Source organism: Yinghuangia seranimata (assembly GCF_029953285.1).
Lineage (GTDB): Bacteria > Actinomycetota > Actinomycetes > Streptomycetales > Streptomycetaceae > Yinghuangia > Yinghuangia seranimata.
This window is the reverse complement of the sequence record NZ_JASAOI010000037.1, coordinates 102,262-123,933: the sequence shown is the minus strand read 5'-3', so window position 1 is coordinate 123,933 and position 21,672 is coordinate 102,262. Positions and strand designations below refer to the sequence as shown.

The window sequence follows — 21,672 nt, the reverse complement described above, 5'->3', positions numbered from 1 at the left end:
CTCGGGTCAGCGGTCGGTCCCCGGCGCGGGGAGCACGACCACGCCGAGCGGCCGGGCGCCCGCAGCCACGCGCTGCGCCGTGCCCGAGTCGACGTCGACGACCGTGATCCCGTTCCAGTACCCGTCGCGCGTAAAGCCTCCGGTCACGTACGCCGTCTTCCCGTCCCGGCTCACCGCGACGTCCTCGTGGGCGCCCTGCAACCTCACCACCCGCTCCCGGCCGTCCTTCTCACGGATCGTCAGCGACGGCGGCCCGTCGACCGTCCCGTCGCTCCCCGTCCCCACCACGAGCAGCCGCCCGTCGGGCGTCTCCGCCACGCCGTGCTGGTGCGTCCCCGCGCCCATCCGCTCCACCGCGACCGCACCTGTGCGCGGGTCCAGGACCGCCAGGCGCTCACCCTCGAACGGCAACGCCAGCCTGCCGTCGGCCCGCACCGCCGCGTAGTGCGGCTTCAGCCAGCCCCCGAGACCGCCGGCCGTCCCGTACGGCGCCACGGTCATCCGACGCGCCGCGAGGTCCCCCGCGCGCACCGCCGTCACCGTGTACGAGTCGTGGTCGACGCTGTACGCCTCCGACCCGTCCCGCGCCACCTCGACGTCGAACGGCCGCCGCCCCACCTCCGCCGTCCCCACCACCCGCAGCGACGCGGTGTCGACGACCTCCAACACCCCGTCCCCGCCCGGCACGTTCACCCCCACGTATGCCCGCGCCCCGTCCGGCGACAGCGCGATCCCCATGCCGCCGCCCCGGTACTCGCCGGTGCGCACCGGCCCGGTCTTCGTCGCGTACGGGATCCGCGCCACCGTCGTCCGCGTGCCCGTGTCGACCACGGCCACGCCCTCGGCCGTCGTCACCCACGCGCGCCCGTCCGCACCCAGCGCGATCCCGTACGGCGCCGTCCCGACCCCGACGCTCCCGGTCGCACCGCGCGCGGGGTCGACGAACGTCACCGTGTCGGAGCCGAAGTCCGCGACCAGCAGCGTCTCCCCGCCGGGGACGGCAACGGTGGCGGGGGCGGATGTGCCCGGGGACGCCGCGGCACCCGCCGCCGCGCCCGATCCCGCGCTCGCCGCCGCACCGGGCCGCGCAGCCGTACCCGGACCGCTGCCCGAACCCTGGTCCGCTGCCGAGCACCCCGCCGCCAGCACCGCCGCTGCGGCCAGCACGCCCCAGGCGCCCCGGCGTCCAAGAAGACCGCGACCGCGCCCGGATCCCCGCGTCATGTCTGCTGCCATGTCCTTGCGCTCCCTCGACCGGGTCCACTGCCGTCTCCCCAGCGTCACCCGGCCCGCGTGTGGCACGGCTCGCCCGCGAGGCTGCGTCTGGATCCCCGACCGGTCGACACCGGGGTCAACCGATCGGATGACCCCCGTCGGGCCACCTCGTCTACCGGTTGCACGTCGGGGCGCATCAGACGGAGTTCCCTCGACAATTCCGGCATCGCCGCCCCGGCCGGGAAATGGCACGGTGGTGATCCACATCGCGCGGCTAGCATCCCGATCTTGAGCGGCAGCTGGCTGTTCGCGACCGATTTCGTGTCGCAGGTCGGCTGCCGCCGTCCCCCATTGAGCAAGTGAAGGACTCCCCATGCGTTCCATGCGTTCTAAGCGCACAAGTGTGGCCGCGGCCGCGATCGTCCCCCTCGTGCTGTTCGCCAGCGGCTGCAAGTTCGGCTCCGACGACAAGAAAGACGACACGGCGAAGAACTCCGCCGCGACGTCCGCCCCCGCCGCAGTGCCGGCCGCCGGCTCACCGGCCCCGGCCTCGCCGTCCGGCGCTCCCGGAGGCAACGCCGCGGCGGGTGGCAAGAAGCTCGCCACGTACGACCAGCTCAAGGCCGCGCTCATCACCCAGAAGGAACTCCCCGCGGCAGGCGGCTGGACGATCAAGCCGGGCGAGAAGACCACGATCGAGCAGCCGGTCAAGTCGTCCGACCCGGCCTGCCAGCCGATCCTCGACGCGTTCACCGGCAGCGCCCAGAACCCGGCGGTGGCCGAGGCGTTCCAGATCATGCAGACCACCACCGACAAGGGCAGCGACGTCATCTGGCGGCTGGCCACCTACAAGGACGGCTACGCGGCGAAGCTCATGACCGACGTCGCGGCCCTCATGGCCAAGGACAGCTGCCTCGAGATGAAATCCACCGACGTCCGCGGCCAGACCACGGAGTGGCAGGTCAACAACCAGTTCGACGCCGTCAAGATCGGCACGGACGGCTCCCAGTACATCAACCTGACATGGGGCGCCCCCAAGGAGATGCACGACCCGACCAACGGCCAGGTCCGGTCGGCGCGGTTCCAGCTCGTGCGCTCGGGTGACACGCTCATATACATCGACGTCGAGCCACAGAGCGGCCAGTTCGGCCCGGAGTTCGTCAAGCCCGAGGTGATCAAGCTCCAGCTCGACAAGCTCGTCGCCGCCCAGAAGGGCTGACCGAGGCCAAGGGGGCGGCGCATCGTACGCACACGACGCGCCGCCCCCCGGCTCCCGCGCAACCCACCCCGCCCGCACCGGCCCGCACCCGCAGGCGTGCGCCCCGTCCGCCCGCGGGCCGTCCGACGACCGCAGGACGCGGGGCCGCGCCGCGCACGGGCGTGCGATTGTCACCCCGCCGGCGCCGTGGCGTGACCTGCCGTGCCTACCGTCTCCAGGCAGGGGGCGGCGGCCGGCGCCGTGCCCGTCGTGACCGGGGGACGTAGGTATGGAACTGCCCGTGGTGCCGTTCTTCTGGTGGTGCGTGCGCGTCGCCCTGGTCGGCTTCGCCGCCGGCGGCGTCGTCCTCGTCCTCGGGCTGTTGTTCATGTGGAAGGGCATGCCGGTCGTCGACCGGCTCCGGGAGCGCTGGTTCCCCGCCGATGAGGACGACCGGGACCAGGAGGACGACGACCCCGACGACGAACCCGAGGACCCCGCGCCCCGCTTCCTGACCTGGCAGGCCGTCGACGACGACCCCACCGAACGCCCCAGGTGACCGCTCGCGGCGTCTAGGCTCCCACCATGTACGTCGTCGACTTCGTCGAGTTCCCGACCGACTCGGCCGCCGCCTCGGGCCGGTTCTTCCAGGACGCGTTCGGCTGGACGCCCACCCCCTACGGTCCCTCCTACACCGACATCTCCGGCGCGGGGATCGGCCTCGGCGTCCAGGAGGACCCCGACGAGCAGCCCCCGGCCCCGCTCGTCGTCGTCCGCACCGACGACCTCGCGGCCGCCCAGGCAGCCGTCGAAGCGGCGGGCGGCGTCGTCACCGTCCCGGCGTTCGACTTCCCCGGCGGCCGCCGCTTCCACTTCCGCGAGCCGGGCGGCAGCGAGCTGGCCGTGTGGCAGCCGACCGGCTGACCCTGCCCCACTCCCCGCCCGAGCCGCGTCCGCCCGCAGGGGGTGCGGTCACCAGCCGCGCACGGAGATCCCGCGGGCCCGCAGCGCGCCCATGACGCGGCGCCAGTCCTCGCTGCCCTCGGCCGTGGCCATGTTGACGACCGAGAGCTCGGCCAGCGAGGGCAGTGCGGCGAGGACGTCCAGGTCCGCGTACGCGGTGACCGCGTCCACCCGCAGGTTCCGCAGCGCGCCCAGTTCGGCGAGCGGCGCGAGGCTGCACGGGTCGACCAGCACGTTGAGGTCGAGCTCGACGAGTCCCGTGCACCGCCCGATCCCGTCCAGGCTCGTGATGGCGAAGTGCCGGCCGAACTCCCACCAGTCCGGGGAGAGCGTGTAGACCTCCCGGTCGCCGTCCAGGCACAGGTCGTCCACCCGGGCCAGGTCGTCCGCGGTCAGCGGGAGCGTAAGCACGAACGCCTCCAGCTCCGGCAGGTCGTCGATGCCCAGGCGCTCCTCGAGGTCGTCCCACGCCGGGCCCCCGGCCGACACCTGGTGGGCGGTGTACTCCTCGCGCAGCGACGACAGCCAGTAGTAGTCGTCGACGCGCTCCCTCCAGACCTCGTCGAGGAGGGCCAACTGAAGATTGCGGTCGGGCAGTTCGACCCGTTCGGCATTCGTCACCGGGCAACCGTAGCCCCGCCCTCCGACGTCAGCCGGCGCGCGGCGCGCACCCCGGGCGGGCCCACCGGCACGGGGGCTTCCGTGAGCTCCCTGACCATCTCCTTGGCGTAGTCGACGGCGTGCATCACGGCGCCCGCGGCCAACAGCCCGGCGGTCACCAGCAGCCACCCGCCCCGGCCGCTCTCCAGCGGCAAGGCCGGTACGGCCTGCGCGGGCACACGCCTGCGGGTCGGCCGCGTGTGCACGACCCCGCCCGCGATGTGCGCCGCGTCCGCGACGGCGTGCGCAACTGCGGCGGTCGCCAGGAAGGCCGTTCCTCCGGCGAGCCAGCCTCCCCGCGTGATCTCTGCCCTCATCGTCCTCGCCCCCTTGGCCGGGTGGGCTATTTCAGCGGAAACATCACGCTTGGCATCAATCCTTCCTCCGTAGGGCGCCCGACACCAGAGGCACCCGTCCCGGCCGGCCGGGCTGTTCGGCCTCCCCGCCCGGGCCGGTCGGCCCCCTCGTCACGCCCTCGTCGCGTCCGCCGCGTCTTCCGGAGCGCGGCCCGGAACGACATGCCCCGGTCCTTCCACATCAGGCCGACGGCGGCCCCCAGGATGATCACCACCCGGCCGGCGCCGAGACGATGATCATGAACGGGACCGCGCACAACAGCAGCGTCGCAGCGAGCACCAGGACCTGGTTCAGGAAGTCCACCGCGTCCAAGCGCCGCCACAGAGACTCGGCCCACGACCCCGCCCGCCACACCGGCCACACCGGGCACGACCCACCACCCCGCCCCGTACGAGAGTTCCCGCCCATCCGGAAAGCGCGGCCCGCCCCGGACGGAGGGAACTCCCCCAGCCCCACCCCCGCGCCGCTCGCCAAAATCGCCGGCATGAGACACCTGACGCCGCAGCCCGCCGCGACACCGTACGAGCTGCGCTACGGCCGGTCCATCTGGTCCCTGCTCACCACCCTCGGCATCGCCGCCATCGCCGCCGCGGCCGCCGTCTCGGCCCCCGTCCCCACCCCGGTCTCCGTAGGCATGTGGGTCTTCGTCGGCATCTGCGGTGTCCTCGGCATCGCCATCCGCGTCACGCGCCGCGTCGCACTGCGCGCCGACGCCGCCGGCCTGACGATCCACCGCTTCGTCACCCGCGACCGCACCGTCCCCTGGCAGCACGTCACAGCACTTGTGCTCTGGCGGCAGGACTCCGGCGTGCGCTGCGTCGGCATCCTCGCGACCCCCGCGTACCGCGCCGCGGCCGGACCCGGCTTCGGCGACACCTGGTACAACCGCGCCGCCGAGAAACAGGCCGGATACAACGTCTCCCGCCTCTCCACCGGCTGGGACGGCGACCTCGACGACCTGCGCGAACTCGTCCGCACCATCGCCGCCTTCGCCCCGCACGTGCACATCGTCGACAACGCCCACCGACCGCCGATCACGGCCTGACCACACAGGCCCGGCCCCGCCGACGCACCCACGCGCCGCCCTCCTCCGCGGCCCGACCCCGCGAGCCGCCTCTGCGGTCACTCCCGCGGGTCACCCCCGCTGCGCGCCCCGCGGGTCCTCGTCCAGGCGCGCCCACCAGCGGTCCGCGCCGTCCCGGCAGTCCAGCCACGTACGCACGAACACCTCGGCCGCCGCCCGGCCCGGCCAGTCCGCCGGCAGCAGCACGCCCGGCAGTCGCGGATCCCGGTCGAACGTCAGCCGCCACGCGTGCACCAGCCGGGTCCGCAGCACGAACGCCTCCTCGTCGCCGTCCGCCCGCACACCCGCGAACCGCTCCAGGAAGTCCGTGTGCAGCGGCCGCACCGCGTCCAGGTCCCACGCCTGCGCCGCCAACGCCAGATCGGCCCGCGAACCGCCGGAAGCCTCCCCCGAACCCGCTCCGGAGTCCTCCGCGGAGGCCTCCACAAAGCCGCCCGACCCGTCCACCGACTCCCCCGCCGTACGGCACGTCAGCCACGTCGCCCCGCCCGCCAGCCCCAGCTCCGCCAGCAGCTCCCGCAACGCCGGAACCCCGCCCGCGTCCGCCGCGATCCACACGCCCTGCCCCAGCGCCCCGAACCCCTGGAACGCCAGCTGCTCCTCCACCGCCGCCCGCTCGGTACGCGCCGCCGCCGGCACCCGCAGCAGCAGTTGCTGCCACGTCCCCTCCCACGGCGTCTCCTCCATCGCCCGCCGCAATCGCGCCGTCCAGCTCGCCAGCAGCCGCACCAGCCGCGGCGTCATCACCAACCGCGTGAACCGGCCCGCCGGCTCCGTCGTCAGCCAGCCCTCGTGCGTCAGCCGCGTGATCGCCCGCCGCGCCGCGGTCTCCTCCACCCCGCACGCCCGCAGCGCCTCGACCACCGCGGCCGACCACACCCGGTCAGTGCCCGCGTAGCCGACGTACTCGCCCAGCACCGTCAGCAGCAGCGTGCGGGCACTCGGACTGCCGTCGCTGCGCCGCCGCGTGCGCGGGCCGCTCGCGGCGCTGGGGGTGCTCGGGGCGGTGGTCATGTCCACTCCTGGCGGGCTTCCTGACGTGCATGCGGGACGGGGCGGGACGGGGTGCGTGCGCGGGGTTCCCGGACGGGCACGCCGGGCGGCGTCCCGGCGGGGCGGTGCCGCGGGCCCGTAGATGATCTCGGATCGCGCGCGGGTTGTCAGCCACCGTCGCGTGCCCCCGCGGCCCTTGACCCTTCACCCCGCCCGCGATAGGACGTACCCAATAGGACGTACCTCGTCACCCCAAAATCTTGTGTCCAACGAGAGAGGCCCGCACGTGCCCACCACCGCCCCCGGCCCCACCCGCTTCGGCGCCTTCCTCGCCCCCTACCACGGCATCGACGGCAACCCCACCCTCCAGATCCGCCGCGACCTCGACCTCGTCGCCCACCTCGACACCCTCGGCTTCGACGAGGCCTGGATCGGCGAACACCACAGCGCCGGCTACGAGACCATCGCCTCCCCCGAGGTCTTCATCGCCGCCGCCGCAGAAAAAACCCGCCGCATCCGCCTCGGCACCGGCGTCAACTCCCTCCCGTACCACCACCCCCTCGTCCTCGCCGACCGCATCGTCCAGCTCGACCACCAGTCCCAAGGCCGCGTCATGTTCGGCGCCGGACCCGGGCAACTCGCCTCAGACGCCTTCATGATGGGCATCGACCCCCTCCGCCAGCGCGGCATGATGGCCGAAGCCCTCGAAGCCGTCGTCGCCCTCCTCCGCGGCGAAACCGTCACCAAGCACACCGACTGGTTCACCCTCACCGACGCCCGCCTCCACCTCGCCCCCTACCAGCGCGACGGCATCGAAATCACCTGCGCCTCCACCGTCTCCCCCTCCGGATCCGTCCAAGCCGGCACCCACGGACTCTCCCTCCTCTCCCTCGCCGCCTCCGACCCCTCCGGCTTCGAAGCCCTCGCCGGCAACTGGGACATCTACGCCAAGACCAGCGCCGACCACGGCCACACAGCCGACCGCGACACCTGGCGCCTCGTCGTCCCCATGCACCTCGCCGACACCCAGGAAGAAGCCCGCCGCCAAGCCGAGTACGGCATCCTCCACCTCGTCCGCTACATCGAGGGCCTCTCCGGCATGACCATGCCCTTCGGCACCAGCGCCCGCGCCGCCGTCGACCAATGGACCACCGACGGCTTCCCCACCTTCGGCGTCGCCATGATCGGCACCCCCGCCGACGCCATCGCCCGCATCGAAGCCATGGCCGAGAAGTCCGGCGGCTTCGGCACCCTCCTGCTCCTCGACCTCCCCATCGCCGAACCCGCCGCCAAGCGCCGCAGCTACGAACTCTTCGCCGAATACGTCGTCCCGCACTTCACCGGCGCCAACAAGCCCCGCCACGCCTCCATGGCCTGGGCCAACGCCAACAGCGGACAGTTCATCGGCGCACTCCGCCAAGCCGTCGAAGCCGCCTTCACCCAGCACGCCCAGGCCGAGAGCGACACCGCCGCGTCCTGACGCCCCGCCACCCCTACCCCCCACCCCACCCCGACCACCAGGGAGCACCCATGCGCGCAGCGGTCCTTCGCGGCGGCACCTTCACCGTCGACGACATCCCCGAACCCCAGCCCGGGCCCGGCCAGGTCCTCGTCGAGACCGCCGCCTGCGGCATCTGCGGATCCGACCTGTCCGCCTACAAGCACACCGCCGAATTCCTGCAGGCCTCCATCGACTCCGACACCCCGTCGTTCATCTTCGACCCCGACGCCGACCTCGTCATGGGCCACGAACTCTCCGCCCGCGTCGTCCGCACCGGCCCCGGCGTCGACGGCTTCGAGGAGGGACAGGTCGTCGTCGGCCTCCCCTGGGCCCTCGACGGCGGCGGGACGCTGCGCACCATCGGCTACTCCAACCAGTTCCCCGGCGGCTTCGGCGAGCGCATGGTCATGCAGGCCGCAGCCCTCGTGAAGGTCCCCGACCACGTCCCCGCGCCCGTCGCCGCACTCACCGAACCGCTCGCCGTCGGCTTCGGCAACGTCGCCCGCTCGGGCGCGGAGAAGGGCGGCGGCGCCGTCGTCATCGGCTCAGGACCCATCGGCCTCGGCGCCATCGGCGGCCTCGTCGAACGCGGCGTCGCACCCGTCATCGTCTCCGAGCCCTCGCCGCGGCGCCGCGAACTCGCCCGCCAGTTCGGCGCCCACATCGTCGTCGACCCCGCTGAGCAGGACCCGTTCGCCGCCTGGCGCGAGGCCTCCGAACCCGGGCAGCCCCTCACCGTGTTCGAATGCTCCGGCAAGGCCGGCATGTTCAACGACGTCCTCTACAAGGTCCCGCGCGGCGCCACCGTCATGCTCATCGGCGTCTGCATGACCATGGACTCCTTCCGGCCGGTCGTCGGCATCTACAAGGACCTCACCGTCAAGATGTGCCTGACCTACCCGCCCGAGCAGTACCCCGCCACCCTCCAACGCATCGCCGACGGCACCGTCGACGCCGCCGCCCTCATCACCGGCGAAGTCGGCTTCGGCGGCGTCGCCGCCGCCATCGACACCCTCGGCCACCCCGACGACCACGTGAAAGTCCTGGTCAGGCCCCACCTCGACGGCGACGGCGTCCACACACCCGACCTCACGCGGGGCTGACGCGCCTCCCCGCACGCCCCCCACTCCGGCGCGCACCCAGGGCCGGGTGCGCGCCGGAGCACGTCACGCACCACCCCACACCACCGCGCGCCCGGCCCAAGACCCCGAAACCCCCGGAGACCCACACCGAGTGACGCATTCGGCACCCACGGTCGCGAACGGGTGGGTACGCTGCTCCGAACAGCCGCAAACGCCCCCGGGGGCACCATGAGTCACACGCCGCACCACATGTCGCACATGTCCTACGCACCGCAGGGCACCACCCACCCCGCGGCCCCCGGAGACCCCCTGGGCACCACGACGATGCCCGCCACCGACCTCCACGCCGACATGCAGATCTGCCCCGCACTGCCGACTCTCCCGCCCCCACCCGCCCAGCCCGACCCGCCCCGCGTCGGACCCGCGTACCGGCTGCCGATCCCGCCCAACGACGCCGCCGTCCCCCACGCCAGGCACGCCGTCCTCGACCTCGCCGCCTCCTGGGGCCTTCCACCCGACCACGAACGCGCCGACACCGTCCGCCTCATCGTCTCCGAGCTCGTCACCAACGCGGTCAAGCACGCCGGAGTGCTCTCCCCGCAGATCGACGTGTTCCTGCACCTCACCGCATCCGGCGCCCTCGGCATCGGCGTCCACGACCGGCACCCGTTCCGCCCCAAGGCCCTCCTCGAAACCGTCGACGACGACAGCGGCCGCGGCCTCCACATCGTCAAGTACCTCGTCGACGAATGCGGCGGCACCGCCGGCATCGAACCCGACCACGACCTCGGGGGGAAGACGGTATGGGTGACGATCCCCCTGCCGTGACCGGCAGTTCGACCACGGGGTGTTCGGGCAGCCGCGCGGGGGCGGCCGGCCCGGGTCACGCCGGGTGTGCCGCGACCCCGACGCGTACGACCGGCGGCGCCGGCCACAGCGAGCACGCACCCGCCGACCACCACGCCGCCCGCCGCGGCCGGCCGCGCCCGTCGAACTCCCCTCCCGCGTATGACTGCACCTCGCATCGCCTGCCTCCTCCTCTCGCCGGCAGCGGGAAGTCCGCCATCTCGGCGGTTTCCCCCTCCTGTTGTCGGTGCGTTTTTGGGTGTTGAGTGAAGAAGGTGGGGAGCAAGGGCCCGTTATTCTGAACGAACATGGTCCCACCGCCGACCGCCACCACCCATCCCGGTGCCCAACCGCCCACCCCCGGCGAGCGATTCGTTCAAGACCGGGCCCGCATACCGCTCCCAGACTCGGCACATGACCACCGAACGAGCCTTCACCCCCGCCCTCGGCCGCCTCGCCCCCACCAACCTGTACGACCCCGTCATCGCCCTCACCCGCGAACGCCTGTGGCGCAGCCTCGTCGCCATGCACGCGGCCCCCCGCCCCGGCGAGACCGTCGTCGACGTCGGCTGCGGCACCGGGTCCCTCGCCCTGCTCCTGCACCGCCTCCAGCCGCACGCCCGCGTCATCGGCGTCGACCCCGACGAGAACGTCCTCGCCATCGCCCGCAAGAAGGCGCGCTCCGACGAAGGCGGCGGCCTCGCAAGCACGTTCGACGGCACCCCGGCCACCCCCGTCACCTGGCTGCACGGGATGGGCGACGCCCTGACCGAGGCCCTCGACGGCGTCGTCCCGGACGGCAGCGCCGACACCGCCGTGTGCAGTCTCGTCCTGCACCAGTGCCCGATGCCGATGAAGCGTGCGATCCTCGCGTCGATGTACGCCGTCCTGCGCCCCGGCGGCAGGCTCGTGCTGGCCGACTACGGCCTCCAGCGGACGTTCACCATGCGCCAGGCGTTCCGCCTCGTCCAACTCACCGACGGCGTCGCCGACACCCAGCCGAACGCCGACGGCGTCCTCCCGTCACTGATGATCGAGACCGGCTTCGACGCCGTCCGCGAGGCCGAGGTCGTCGCCACGGTCACCGGATCGATCTCCGTCTACGTAGCCCACCGCCGCTGACCGACGTCGCGACCGAGGGAAATCCGAGCCGCCTCCGCGCACTTGGGACATCGCACGCGCCTGGCCGCCCGGTTCCACCCGCCGCTCGGCCGCCTACGGCACGATGACACCGTGCCCACCACCCCTCCCCCCATCGAACTCAGCGACGACGAACTCCGCGCCGTCACCGGCTACGCGGCCGACTGCGCGCGCAGGACCCTGGCGCTGTACGAGGAGACCCACCCAGGTGACACCCGCCCGCGCGACGCGGTCGACGCCGCAGACGCGTTCGCCGCCGGCGGCCGCCGCACCAACGCCCTGCGGCAGCACGGCTGGGCGGCGTTCAAGGCCGCGCAGGAGGCCACCACCCCGGCCGCGGCCGACGCCGCCCGCGCCGCCAGCCACGCCGCCGGCGCGGCCTTCCTCCACCCCCTCGCCAGCCCCCATCAGGTCAAGCACATCCTCGGCGCAGCCGCCCACGCCGCCCGCGCCGAGGAACTGGCCTCCCCCGACCACGACCCCGACATCGCCTCCCACAGCCTCGCCCTCGCCCGCGACCACGCGCCCTCCGCCGTCAGAGGCGTCCTCAAGCGCCTGCCCCCGGCCCCGCCCGGCGGCGGCCCCGCCGGCGCCCTGATCCGCGACCTGGACGCCGCCCTGCGCGGGTGAACTCGCCGCCGGCCACCTGCTGCTGGCCGGCGGCGGTAGGACCCGCACACACCACGCCGTTGCGCGCTCGCGCGCTGTGCGATTCGCTGGTCGATCACAGGCACCGGCCGTCACCCGGCCGGTAGTTGATGCGGACACGGGGGCATGCGATGGAGCCGTTGGCTGTCGGGGATCCACCGCGAGTGGACCGGTTCCGGCTGGTGGGCGTGCTGGGATCCGGCGGGATGGGCCGGGTGTTCCTCGGGCGGGCGCCCGACGGGGCCGCCGTGGCCGTGAAAGTCGTGCACCCGCATCTGATGGTTCGCGGCCGAAACGAGTTCCAGGACCGGTTCGTCCGCGAGGTGCGGTCCGCCCAGGCGGTGGACGGGGCGTTCACCGCCGCGGTGGTGGCCGCCGACCCGCATGCCGACGTGCCCTGGCTGGCGACGGAGTTCGTCCCCGGCATCCCCCTGGGCGACGCCGTGGCCCGGTTCGGGCCGCTGCCGGAGGAGTCGCTGTGCGCGCTGGCCCGCGGGCTGTTCTCGGCGCTGGCGGCGATCCACGCCGCCGGCCTGGTGCACCGGGACATCAAACCGTCCAACATCATGCTCGCCGTCGACGGCCCGAAGGTCATCGACTTCGGCATCGCCCGCCTCGCCGACGCGACCGGCCTCACCCAAACCGGCCACACCGTCGGAACCCTGGGCTTCATGGCGCCGGAGCAGTTCGAACACTCCGACGTCCCGCCCGCGAGCGACGTGTTCTCCGCCGGGGCGGTGCTGGCGTACGCGGCGACCGGCCGCGCTCCGTTCCCCGGGGACTCGGTTCCGGTGCTGCTGCGGAACCTGACCACCCAGCCGCCCGACCTGGACGGGGTCCCGCACACGTTCCTCCCCCTGCTCGAGGCCGCGCTCGCGAAGGACCCCGCCGAGCGGCCCTCCGCCTCGACCGCCCGCGCGGTGGTGCCCGTCCCGCCCACGCAGGTGGGCCCCGACACCGGATGGCTGCCTCCCGCCGTCACCACCGCGATCCTTCGCGCCGCCGCGGACGTGCTCCGGGCCCCCGCGGCCGAACCCGCCACGGGGGCCGGGGAGCACTCCGTGGCAACCATGGACGCGTGGCCGCCGGTCCGCGCCGATGCGAGCCCGCCTGACCCGTCGGCCCCGCAGGCGCAGCCACGCGCCGAGGGAGGCCCCGCCGACCCGGAGAACACCGAAGACGAGGCGGACCCGGTCCCGGACGACGTCCCGGGCGCCCAGCCCGGAGACCACAAGGCGCTGCGCGGCTTCGGCCGTGTACTGACGGCCGTCGGCGCCTACGTCCTGTTCGGCTGGTTCGCCAACCACGGCGATCCGCCGCACGGCATGGACCCCGTGATGTGGATCTTGTCCGCGATCTCCGGAGTGCTCGGGGTGTGGACCGGACTCGACTCGATCTTCGAGGCGTACCACCCCGACGCGTCCGCGACCGGGGGCCGGGTCTTCATCGCGTTCGTCCTCGCCGTCGCCGGCTTCGTCTGCTTCGCGGCAGCCGTGACCTGACAGGGCGCAACCACAGCTGACCCGGCGGCGGCCCGCACGCACCCTGACGCGCGACCTCAGCACGAGGATTTCCGGCCCCCGGTTGGTCTCCTTCGTGGAGGCGGCGGCCACGACGGTCTTCTCCGCGCGGCAGGCGCTCGGGTGGGCGGACCGCTCCCGCCGCGACGCCGCACGGCAGTCCGCCGAAGCCGCCACGACCGACCCGCGCGTACGGGATCTGCTCACCGAGGCCGAGTTCGCCTGCTCCACCGGCGCCTGAGGGCTGATCCCGCCCGTCCCCGCACTCGTAATGCCCGTGCCTGCCCGCTTCGGCCGGGCCGTCATGTGTGCTGCGACACTCTCGAAATTGACTGAACTTTCAGTAAGTGCGAGGGTGTGAACGCGGCAGGCCGGGCCGACCCGTCGGAGACTGGGGCCACGGGCCCGGCGCCCCGCCGCGTAGCGCCCCTCTGCACACGCCGTGCCCCCGCGCGGCGGCACGACCCGTTGGAGGTATCCCGTGACCGACCGCCGCCTGCGGGTCCCCGCCGACGATGTGCCGCACGCCCGGACCTGGATGTCCTGGCCCGCCAGCCGCTCCATCTGGGGCCGGCACCTCGCCGGCGTACAGCGGGACATCGCGCTCATCGCCCGCACCGTCGCCCAGTTCGAGCCCGTGGTCATGTGCGCGATCGACGAGGACGCCGCCTACGACGCCCGCGCGCAGTGCGGCCCCGGCGTCACGGTCACCTCCGAGATCCCCACCGACGACCTGTGGATGCGCGACACCTGCGCCGTCTTCCGCACCGACGGCGCCGGACGCATGGACACGGTCGGCCTGAGCTTCAACGGCTGGGGCAAGAAGCAGACCCACCGCAACGACGCCTACGTCGCCAAGTACGTCGCCGAGTACGCCGAACTTCCCTTCCAATGGGCCGACTTCGTGGGCGAAGGCGGCGCGGTCGAGACCGACGGCGACGGCACCGTCATGGCCACCGAGAGCAGCCTGGTCAACAAGAACCGCAACCGCGGCATGTCCAGGGCCGAGGTCGAGGCCGCCGTCCTCGACGCGTACGGCGCCGACGCGATGATCTGGGTCCCCGGCATCAAGGGCCGCGACATCACCGACGACCACATCGACGTGACCTCGCGCTTCGTCCGGCCGGGCGTCGTCATGGTGCAGCTCCCGCCGCCGAGCCGCACCGACGCCTGGGCCCGCGACGCCCGCGAGCAGCACGCGATCCTCTCCCAGGCCACCGACGCCAAGGGCCGCCGCCTCCAGGTGCTCACCGTCCACGGGCCGGAGGACACCCGCTCACGCAGCCGCGACCTGGTCGACTCGTACCTGAACTTCCACCTGGTCAACGGCGGCCTCGTCACCGCCCAGTTCGGCGACCCGCGCGCCGACGCCGCGGCCAGGGCCGCCCTCGAGTTCGCCTTCCCCGGACGCACCGTCGTCCAGCTCGACGTCGACCGGCTCATGGGCGGCGGCGGGGGCATCCACTGCTCGACGATGCAGCAGCCGGCCGGATAGCCGGGCCACGCCGCCAAGCCCGGGGCCGAACCGCCCCGGGCCGATTCAGGCCGCCCCGTCCGGCACCGGCGGCCGCCGGGACACCCCGCCCAACCCCGTCCGCCCCGCCTCTACGGAGACCCCCGTGACCGCACCCGGTGTGCCCCCGGTATCGCAGCCCACGTTCCCGTCCCTCGCGCCGGACGACCCGGCCGAGGTGGGCGGCTACCGGCTCGCCGCCCGCCTCGGGGCCGGGGGCATGGGACGCGTCTACCTGGCGCACACCCCGGGCGGGCGCCCCCTCGCACTGAAGGTCGTCCGCCCCGAGTACGCGCACGACCCCGAGTTCCGCGTGCGGTTCGCCCAGGAGGTCGCCAACGCCCGACGCATCCACGGGCTCTACACCGCCCAGGTCGTCGACGCCGGTCCGGACGCCGAACTGCCGTGGCTCGCCACCGCGTACGTCCCGGGCCCCTCCCTGCACCACGTGCTCGCCACGCACGGACCGCTGCCGCCCCGCACCGTGCTCCTGCTCATGGCCGGCATCGCCGAGGCCCTCCAGGAGATCCACCGGGCCGAGGTGGTGCACCGGGACCTCAAGCCCGCGAACGTCCTGGTCGCCGCCGACGGCCCGCGCGTCATCGACTTCGGGATCGCCCGCGCCGCCGACGCCGTCGCCCTGACCCAGGCCGGGATACGCATGGGCACGCCCGCGTTCATGGCCCCCGAACAGGCCCTCGGCCGACCCGCCGCACCGGCCGCCGACGTCTTCGCGCTCGGCGTGCTCGCCGCCTTCACCGCCGGCGGCGCCCCACCGTTCGGCACCCGCGCGGACACCGCGCAGGCCTACCGGCTCCTCCACGAGCAGCCCGACCTCACCGGCGTCCCGCCCGAACTGCACGACATCCTGCTGAGCTGCATGGCGAAGGACGCCGCCGCCCGTCCGACGACCGCCCAGGTCATCGCCTACGCCCGCGACCACCCCGCGCTCGGCGGGCAACTGCGCTTCACCGACGACTGGCTGCCGAGCCGGGTCAACGACGAGATCAGCCGCCGCTCCGCCGTGCCGGGACCGGCGCGGAGCGGCGCCGACCCCGACGCCGCGACCCGCCTCGTCGGCGAGCCCGGCGCGGCGACACTGCGGGTGCCGGCGGACGCGGCGGCCGACGCCGCGGGCGAACGCCCCGACGGCTTGCCCAGAGCCGCGCGCGGCAGACGCAAACGCCGGCGCATCCCCGTCACGGCCACGCTCTTCGTGCTCATCGTCGCCGCCGTGGGTGGCATCGCCGGGCTGCTGCTGCTCGACGAACTCGACCCGTCCGCCGACGAGCCGACGTCGGCGCACTCCCCCGCCGCCGCGCCCGGCGCACCGGGCACCACTCCCCCAGCCACGTCCCCGGGCCCTTCCGGGGCGGCGCAGAGCCCGCCCGGCGTCCCGCCCACGACCGCACCGAGCGGACCCGCCTACGCCGAGCTCTACGCCGACCGCGTGCTGACCGCCCCCGGCGACGGGTACGACTTCGACATCGCCTCCGGCACCGTGACTCCGGCGGAGTCCTCCACCTGGGCGATCGGGCGCAACGCCGAGGAGTTCCTCATCCCGGCGGACGCCGACGCCGCCGTGGTCCCCGCGGGCGCGGCCGCCCCGACGCCGGACGAGTGCACCGCCGCACTCGACCGCGGCCCCACCGGCGTCGTGACGTTCCAGGACGCTGCGGCCGGGCGCTCGTTCTGCGTCCGCTCCCGCGCCGGACGCGACCTGGCCGTCGTCCGCGTGCTGGCGACGTCCGGCGACGGCCCGGTCAAGGTCGCGCTGACCGCCTACCGGCCGCGCCGCTGACCTCCGCCCGTCACGATCGCAGGATCGGCAGGACCGCGGCCGGGGTCAGGCCCATCGTCTCGCGCATCCGCCGCGTGAAGTGCGCCTGGTCGGCAAAGCCCCCGGCGGTCGCGGCGGCGGCCAGGGAGTGGCCCTCGCACAGCGCCTCGGCGGCGCGGCGGAGGCGCAGCCACACCCGCCACCGGGCGAGCGGCATGCCGAGCTGGTCGCGGGCCAGCGCGCGCAGGCGTTGCGGGGAGATGCCGACGGCCGCGGCAAGGCCCGGCATGGAGGTGTCGGCCTCCGCGGACGCCAGCAGGTCCAGCGCGCCGACCAGCCGCGGGTCGAGTCCGCCTCCGGCCGGGGTCGCGGCGCGCACGTCGCCTTCGTGCAGGTCGGCCAGCTCGGGCGCGGCGGTGATGCCGTCCGGGCACCGTGCCCTGAGCCCGGCCGCGAAGGCGCTGTGCGGCTCGACGTAGAACGCGCGGAGTCGGGCAGCCCCCTCGACCATCCGGTGCGGCGTCATCGGCGCGACGACGAGCACCGGCGCGGTGTGGAGCCGCCCGGCGGCGTCCAGCAGCCCGGCCTCCCCCTCGACGGCGATCAGGACCTGGTACGCCGCGTGGGCGTGCAGCCCCCCGGCGGCCGAGGGCCCCTCGTAGACGGCGTAGCCGTCGCGGATGACGAAGCTCGCGGCGGGGTCCCCTCCCCCGTCGCGGCCGGGCGTCACGACCTCGGTGTCCGCGCTGTGCACGCCGCCGATCCTGTCAGCAGTTCCCTGTCTTGCCTTGCTGCTGCGGGGTTTGGGGGGTGGATCGGAGATGCGAGCGAAGGCCAGTTATAACGCTGTATATACGGTGTTACAGAGCGGCCGAAGCCGCCGAGCGCGGCGCCCCCTCAGCCGCGCTCGGACCGGCCTCGGACCGGCCTCAGATCAGCTCCACCAGCGTGATCACGGCCAGCAGCGCCATCACCACTCCCGCCGCCCGCTTGACCAGCCGCATCGGCACGTACTTGAGCAGCGTGCGTCCGGCGGCGATGCCCAGCGCCGAGACGGTGATCAGCGCCAGGCCGGCGCCGATCGCGACCGAGAGCGGGTCGTACTTCGCGGCGAGGTTCGCGGTGCCGATCTGGGTGATGTCGCCCCACTCGCTGAGGAAGATCAGCCCGAAGCTGGTCGCCACGGTGGCGCCGAAGCCCATCGCGCCGCGCTTGGCCGCGCGTGCGACCTCGGCCTCCTCGTCGTCCTCGTCCTCGTCCTTGCCGAACAGCAGGACGGCGGCGCCGATGGCGAACATCGCGGCGACGATCGACTTGACGACCGCGTCGGGCGCGAGCTTGAGCAGCCCGCCCGCGGTGACGGCGATGACGACGTGCAGCATGAACGCGAGCGAGACGCCGATCCACACCCACAGCGGCCGCAGCCTGGTGCCGAGCATCAGCGACGCGAGCATGGTCTTGTCCGGCAACTCGGCCAGGAAGATCACGACGAACGCGGTCGCGGCGGCGGTCAGACTCATCCGGAAACCCTCAGCCTCTCGGTCACGGGCCGAGAGCGCGCACAGAGGCGGGGTGCCTTCGACCCGGGTGCGCGTACGCAGGCGGCAGGAGCCGTGCGCGAACACACCTCTACGGTCGAAGGTCTCGTCCACCCGGTCCGGCGCGTCGGCGCGGGGCTCGGGCTCGGCGGCCGGGCGCCGACAACGGCGCCAGTATGTCGACCAACCGACAGAGCGGGACTACTCCCCTTCAGCGATCACTGTACCGGGCGCGGACACCACGCTCCGAACCGGCCCGGACCCGAGGGCCCCGCGCAAGGCGGCGCGGCTCACGCGGGCCAGGTCCCGGTCAGCCGCTTCACCGCGGTCGCGCCACCCCGGTCCACGGCGGCTCTGACGGCCGCGAACAGCGCGCCTTGGAGCGCGGCGGCGAGAAGGACCGCGCGCCAGGTGGACTCCTCGTCGTCGGCCTCGGGGGCGTCCCCGTCGTTGCCGACCAGCTGCCAGACGTGCCGGAACAGCACCCCGGCGAGCATGCCGCTCCCGGCTCCCAGGGCGAGGCCGAAGGGCTTGTAGGCGAGCTTCGCTGCGTTCATCGTCGACCTCCGGGCAGACGGTCGCGTCGGCGTGGATGGCACGCTCAGGCGGCTGCCCTGCATGGCGGCGCCGACACCTCGCCCGGCGTGGACGCGCCGACCGCCGCCGGGCACCTGGCCCGTCCGCCCCCGCGCCCCAGCCCGGAGCGGCCGGGTCAGGACGGTCGCCGGCGGACCCGTACCGAGTGCCGCCGTCCGCCCGCCCCTGCCTCCCCGGCCTCCCCGGCCTCCCAGGTGGTCACGTCGGGCGTCGGGCGGCCGGTGGTGCCGGCGTCCGCGCGCGTCCCGCGCGCCCTTCCGCTCGCGGCCAACAGCGCGAGCACCCCTATGGCCACCACGAGGATGCTCACCAGCACGATCACGGTCGTGGACGTCGGGTCGTTCACCAGCGCGAACACCAGGCCGAGCACGACGAGCACCGTGATCGCGAGTCGCCGCCGGTAGGTGTTCACCCACACACCGGCCTTGCCCGCGTTCACCCCGTGCGCGTCGGCCCAGCGTGCGGCGAGGTCGGCCACGTGGTCGGCGTCCGCGCGGACCCGGCGGGGCAGCCGTCCCGGCCCGGACAGGTAGGCGCCCAACGCGACCATCACACCGAGGACGAGCGCGGTACGGACGCTCGTGTGCAGGAACCGCAGCAGCGTGTCGAAGATGGCGCCGGCAGCGGCGTCGGACAGCGTGTCGTCGGGCAGTTCGTCGAGATAGATCGCGCGGCCCACGTCGAGGCCGATCACGACGAGGAGGCATGCCCCGGCGGCGCACAGCGACACGGTCACGAGCGCTCGGAGGCGGCGCCGCGCGAGCAGCACTCCGCCCGCGGCGAGCACGGCGGTGAGCGGGGGCAGCCAGTTGCCCGCCGCGTCGAGCAGGCGCGCGGCGAGCCGGGCCTTGCCCAGCTGGTCGGACTGGACGAGCACCAGTTGCTTGTCGACGTCCGGAATCGCCGCGGCGGGCGCGATGCCCGAGTCCACCAGGTTCTGTTTGAGCGTGTCGACCGCTTGGCCCACGTCCAGCGTGACCGTGCCGCCGTGGACGCCGAGCGCACCGCGCCCCTCGCCCGTCAAGGCGTCGACGAGGGCTTCGTGGGCGACGCGGTTCGCATCCGTCCACGCCTTGGCGAACGCCTCGCTGCGTACGACCCGGTCGGCCGCTTTGGAGACCGCGTCGTTGACCAGCGAGTCGACCTCGGACCCCAGCCCCTTGACCGTCGAGCCGACCACCGACGGAAGGTTCTCCTGGTCCTGGAGCCAGTCGCCGAAGTCGGAGGCGACCTTCTTTCCGTCGACCTTCACGTCGACCGCCTTGGTGATGCGGTCGACCGCGGCGTCCTGGACCGCCGGGTTGTGGGCCAGCGGCGCCATCGTGGCCACGTACCGGTCGGTGTCGAGGACGAAGTCGTGGAGCCACACGGCCACCAGCGAGATCGGCACGAGCAGCACCGCCAACGTGATCAGCACGGCGGAGGCGCCACTCATCGCGATGCGTGCGGCCCGCGAAGTCTCCCGCTCGGGACGGCCTTCCGGAGTGCCCGCGGTCGGCTCGGCCGGTGGCTCCGGGGCATGGTTCATGTCGCTCCAAGAGACGTGGCGGCAAGGCATCCGCTGTCCCATTCGCGCACACCGCGGCGGCCGCGGCATCTTCCGGTACGCCGTTCGGATCAACACCCGTTCGCGGCGACCGAACCGCTCGGCCCGGAGGGAACCGCACGGCCGCCCGCCGCGTCAGACCGGAACCGCGCCACGAGCGCGGGACCGAGGACGAACGCGCCGCGGTACTCGGGCACTTGGCACGCGCACCGGCAGCAGGGCGACGGCCGGGGACGGCCGACCGACATCACCCCTCAGCGGCCCCGCGCGGGCCGTGCACCACGCCACGGCCGCGGCGCCCGACGCCGGAGGACGATGTGTCTCACCACTCCCCCACCCGCCCGCACGCACCGCACGCCATCGCGTCCGCGCCTGCGCCTGCGCCTTCGGCTGCGGCCGCCGGAGGGCGCCGCGGCCGTCCCGCCGTCGCGGTGGCCTGCGCCGCCGTCTCCGCGCTTGTGCTGACCGCGTGCGGCCACAACGACCGGACGACGGACCCGCGCGGGGCCGGGCCCTCCCCGACCACGCCGGCGCCCGCAGTGACGGTGCCGGGCCAGGTGCCCCCGGCGACGGGCGCCGCAGGCAACCCGTCGGGAGGGGCGTCGGACCTGCCCTTCCCGCCGCCCGACCCCCGCGCCCCCGAACCCCAGAAGGTCGCCGACGCGCTTCGGCACGCCGCCGATCGCTGGGAGGCGAGCCGCCGCTCGGGGGCGCCCCCGACGTTCGTCGTCGTGACCGGCGCCTACGACACGAGCCCGCTGCCGCCGGCCGAGAACGGGCGAGCGAAGGCCTCCCTCGGCAACGGCTGCGTCACCGTCCCTTCCGCCGTCGTCCTCGCCCTCCCGGCGCCCCCGGCGACCGGCGAGGTGGTGCGGACCGACGGCGTGCGGTTGACCCGCCCGTTCGTGAGCCCCGGCAACGCCGTGAAGGCGTGGCTGCCCGATGCCGGCCGCATCGGCTGCGGCACCGCCCAGGCGCCGAACCTCACCGTCACGGCGATCGAGCTGATCACGCGCCAGGTCACCACCTCCGAGGGCCGCGCGACCGTACCCGCCTGGCGGTTCGCCTTCGCCGAGACGGCCGCGACCGCGAGCGTCGTGGCCCTCGCCGGCGACCGCGACAGCGCCGGAAGCGCGGCCCCCGGCACGTTCGCCGTGCAGCAGCCCGACGCATTCGGTGTCACCACGGCGCTGCAGCCCGACGGACGCACCCTCGTCGTCACGTTCGTCGGCGGCCCCGACAACCCGTCACCCTGCGGCTGGGACTACACCGTCGCCACCGACCAGCGGGCGGGCGTGGTCGCCATAGGCATCGTGGGGAAGGCACACGCCGCCGACGCGCTCTGCACCATGGTCGGCTACACGCGCACCGCGTCGATCACACTCGACGCCCCGCTCGGCGACCGCGTGCTGCTCGGACCGTCCGGCCGTGTGGTGACGCTGGGGCCGACCGGCTGACGTGTGTTGTGCGTCCGAAATGCCGCCGCCGACG

22 protein-coding genes are annotated in these 21,672 nt (G+C 74.1%); 14 read left to right on the top strand and 8 right to left on the bottom strand.

Annotation, left to right across the window (positions count from 1 at the left end; all coding sequences use genetic code 11):
* Positions 1-6: 6 nt before the first annotated feature.
* On the bottom strand, positions 7-1,224 hold the full coding sequence (locus QI554_RS23390) for a YncE family protein (protein WP_281472257.1): 1,218 nt from the start codon (positions 1,222-1,224) through the stop codon (positions 7-9).
* A 364-nt stretch (positions 1,225-1,588) separates the two neighbouring features.
* Here QI554_RS23390 and QI554_RS23385 point away from each other — a divergent pair, with 364 nt between their 5' ends.
* The 3 genes from QI554_RS23385 (at position 1,589) to QI554_RS23375 (ending at position 3,337) form a co-directional block, all read left to right on the top strand.
* Positions 1,589-2,434 (top strand): hypothetical protein, encoded by an 846-nt coding sequence (locus tag QI554_RS23385; protein WP_281472166.1) that lies wholly within the window; start codon positions 1,589-1,591, stop codon positions 2,432-2,434.
* A 268-nt stretch (positions 2,435-2,702) separates the two neighbouring features.
* A complete protein-coding gene (locus QI554_RS23380) occupies positions 2,703-2,972 on the top strand; it encodes a hypothetical protein (RefSeq protein WP_281472165.1) in 270 nt (89 codons plus the stop codon).
* A gap of 26 nt (positions 2,973-2,998) precedes the next feature.
* Positions 2,999-3,337 carry a VOC family protein gene (locus QI554_RS23375; protein WP_281472164.1) on the top strand — a complete coding sequence of 113 codons (339 nt, stop codon included), beginning with the start codon at positions 2,999-3,001 and terminating at the stop codon, positions 3,335-3,337.
* A 48-nt stretch (positions 3,338-3,385) separates the two neighbouring features.
* On the opposite strand, the gene QI554_RS23370 is transcribed toward QI554_RS23375, so the two are convergent.
* Complete coding sequence (locus tag QI554_RS23370) at positions 3,386-3,997, bottom strand: DUF6892 domain-containing protein (RefSeq protein WP_281472163.1); 612 nt, start codon at positions 3,995-3,997, stop codon at positions 3,386-3,388.
* On the bottom strand, positions 3,994-4,353 hold the full coding sequence (locus tag QI554_RS23365; protein WP_281472162.1) for a hypothetical protein: 360 nt from the start codon (positions 4,351-4,353) through the stop codon (positions 3,994-3,996). Before QI554_RS23365 ends, QI554_RS23370 begins: the two co-directional genes overlap by 4 nt.
* A gap of 524 nt (positions 4,354-4,877) precedes the next feature.
* Here QI554_RS23365 and QI554_RS23360 point away from each other — a divergent pair.
* Entirely contained in the window at positions 4,878-5,438 is a 561-nt protein-coding gene (locus tag QI554_RS23360; protein WP_281472161.1) for a hypothetical protein, read from the top strand.
* Positions 5,439-5,528: 90 nt separating this feature from the next.
* On the opposite strand, the gene QI554_RS23355 is transcribed toward QI554_RS23360, so the two are convergent.
* The gene (locus tag QI554_RS23355; RefSeq protein ID WP_281472160.1) at positions 5,529-6,491 is read right to left on the bottom strand and encodes a PaaX family transcriptional regulator; all 963 of its coding nucleotides are present in this window, start codon (positions 6,489-6,491) and stop codon (positions 5,529-5,531) included.
* 265 nt (positions 6,492-6,756) lie between these two features.
* Between QI554_RS23355 and QI554_RS23350 the strand changes: the two genes are divergently transcribed.
* From QI554_RS23350 to QI554_RS23310, 9 genes are all read left to right on the top strand, one after another.
* On the top strand, positions 6,757-7,950 hold the full coding sequence (locus QI554_RS23350) for an LLM class flavin-dependent oxidoreductase (RefSeq protein ID WP_281472159.1): 1,194 nt from the start codon (positions 6,757-6,759) through the stop codon (positions 7,948-7,950).
* 50 nt (positions 7,951-8,000) lie between these two features.
* On the top strand, positions 8,001-9,074 hold the full coding sequence (locus QI554_RS23345) for a zinc-binding dehydrogenase (RefSeq protein ID WP_281472158.1): 1,074 nt from the start codon (positions 8,001-8,003) through the stop codon (positions 9,072-9,074).
* 237 nt (positions 9,075-9,311) lie between these two features.
* A complete protein-coding gene (locus QI554_RS23340) occupies positions 9,312-9,881 on the top strand; it encodes an ATP-binding protein (RefSeq protein ID WP_281472157.1) in 570 nt (189 codons plus the stop codon).
* A 432-nt stretch (positions 9,882-10,313) separates the two neighbouring features.
* Complete coding sequence (locus tag QI554_RS23335) at positions 10,314-11,021, top strand: class I SAM-dependent methyltransferase (RefSeq protein WP_281472156.1); 708 nt, start codon at positions 10,314-10,316, stop codon at positions 11,019-11,021.
* A gap of 111 nt (positions 11,022-11,132) precedes the next feature.
* Positions 11,133-11,669 carry a putative immunity protein gene (locus QI554_RS23330; RefSeq protein ID WP_281472155.1) on the top strand — a complete coding sequence of 179 codons (537 nt, stop codon included), beginning with the start codon at positions 11,133-11,135 and terminating at the stop codon, positions 11,667-11,669.
* 182 nt (positions 11,670-11,851) lie between these two features.
* Complete coding sequence (locus QI554_RS23325; RefSeq protein ID WP_281472154.1) at positions 11,852-13,189, top strand: serine/threonine-protein kinase; 1,338 nt, start codon at positions 11,852-11,854, stop codon at positions 13,187-13,189.
* Positions 13,190-13,271: 82 nt separating this feature from the next.
* Positions 13,272-13,448, top strand: coding sequence for a hypothetical protein (locus QI554_RS23320; RefSeq protein ID WP_281472153.1), 177 nt, complete (start codon positions 13,272-13,274; stop codon positions 13,446-13,448).
* Positions 13,449-13,688: 240 nt separating this feature from the next.
* Positions 13,689-14,702: an agmatine deiminase family protein gene (locus QI554_RS23315; RefSeq protein ID WP_281472152.1), complete on the top strand. Its 1,014-nt coding sequence runs from the start codon at positions 13,689-13,691 to the stop codon at positions 14,700-14,702.
* Between the two features lie 124 nt (positions 14,703-14,826).
* Complete coding sequence (locus QI554_RS23310; protein ID WP_281472151.1) at positions 14,827-16,521, top strand: serine/threonine-protein kinase; 1,695 nt, start codon at positions 14,827-14,829, stop codon at positions 16,519-16,521.
* A 10-nt stretch (positions 16,522-16,531) separates the two neighbouring features.
* Here QI554_RS23310 and QI554_RS23305 read toward each other — a convergent pair whose 3' ends face one another.
* From QI554_RS23305 to QI554_RS23290, 4 genes are all read right to left on the bottom strand, one after another.
* Positions 16,532-17,254 (bottom strand): helix-turn-helix domain-containing protein, encoded by a 723-nt coding sequence (locus tag QI554_RS23305; RefSeq protein ID WP_281472150.1) that lies wholly within the window; start codon positions 17,252-17,254, stop codon positions 16,532-16,534.
* Positions 17,255-17,429: 175 nt separating this feature from the next.
* Positions 17,430-18,020 carry a TMEM165/GDT1 family protein gene (locus QI554_RS23300; RefSeq protein WP_281472149.1) on the bottom strand — a complete coding sequence of 197 codons (591 nt, stop codon included), beginning with the start codon at positions 18,018-18,020 and terminating at the stop codon, positions 17,430-17,432.
* Positions 18,021-18,328: 308 nt separating this feature from the next.
* Positions 18,329-18,595 carry a DUF4235 domain-containing protein gene (locus QI554_RS23295; RefSeq protein WP_281472148.1) on the bottom strand — a complete coding sequence of 89 codons (267 nt, stop codon included), beginning with the start codon at positions 18,593-18,595 and terminating at the stop codon, positions 18,329-18,331.
* Positions 18,596-18,750: 155 nt separating this feature from the next.
* Entirely contained in the window at positions 18,751-20,163 is a 1,413-nt protein-coding gene (locus tag QI554_RS23290) for a hypothetical protein (RefSeq protein WP_281472147.1), read from the bottom strand.
* 449 nt (positions 20,164-20,612) lie between these two features.
* Here QI554_RS23290 and QI554_RS23285 point away from each other — a divergent pair, with 449 nt between their 5' ends.
* Positions 20,613-21,638, top strand: coding sequence for a hypothetical protein (locus QI554_RS23285; protein WP_281472146.1), 1,026 nt, complete (start codon positions 20,613-20,615; stop codon positions 21,636-21,638).
* The last annotated feature ends 34 nt before the right edge of the window (positions 21,639-21,672 follow it).

Excerpts from the sequence above, each read along its gene's own strand:
- QI554_RS23385 (WP_281472166.1), top strand. The coding sequence starts at position 1,589 with ATGCGTTCCATGCGTTCTAAGCGCACAAGTGTGGCCGCGGCCGCGATC.
- QI554_RS23300 (WP_281472149.1), bottom strand. The coding sequence starts at position 18,020 with ATGAGTCTGACCGCCGCCGCGACCGCGTTCGTCGTGATCTTCCTGGCC.
- QI554_RS23295 (WP_281472148.1), bottom strand. The coding sequence starts at position 18,595 with ATGAACGCAGCGAAGCTCGCCTACAAGCCCTTCGGCCTCGCCCTGGGA.
- QI554_RS23365 (WP_281472162.1), bottom strand. The coding sequence starts at position 4,353 with ATGAGGGCAGAGATCACGCGGGGAGGCTGGCTCGCCGGAGGAACGGCC.
- QI554_RS23375 (WP_281472164.1), top strand. The coding sequence starts at position 2,999 with ATGTACGTCGTCGACTTCGTCGAGTTCCCGACCGACTCGGCCGCCGCC.
- QI554_RS23345 (WP_281472158.1), top strand. The coding sequence starts at position 8,001 with ATGCGCGCAGCGGTCCTTCGCGGCGGCACCTTCACCGTCGACGACATC.
- QI554_RS23380 (WP_281472165.1), top strand. The coding sequence starts at position 2,703 with ATGGAACTGCCCGTGGTGCCGTTCTTCTGGTGGTGCGTGCGCGTCGCC.
- QI554_RS23335 (WP_281472156.1), top strand. The coding sequence starts at position 10,314 with ATGACCACCGAACGAGCCTTCACCCCCGCCCTCGGCCGCCTCGCCCCC.
- QI554_RS23340 (WP_281472157.1), top strand. The coding sequence starts at position 9,312 with ATGTCCTACGCACCGCAGGGCACCACCCACCCCGCGGCCCCCGGAGAC.
- QI554_RS23290 (WP_281472147.1), bottom strand. The coding sequence starts at position 20,163 with ATGAACCATGCCCCGGAGCCACCGGCCGAGCCGACCGCGGGCACTCCG.
- QI554_RS23360 (WP_281472161.1), top strand. The coding sequence starts at position 4,878 with ATGAGACACCTGACGCCGCAGCCCGCCGCGACACCGTACGAGCTGCGC.
- QI554_RS23355 (WP_281472160.1), bottom strand. The coding sequence starts at position 6,491 with ATGACCACCGCCCCGAGCACCCCCAGCGCCGCGAGCGGCCCGCGCACG.
- QI554_RS23390 (WP_281472257.1), bottom strand. The coding sequence starts at position 1,224 with ATGACGCGGGGATCCGGGCGCGGTCGCGGTCTTCTTGGACGCCGGGGC.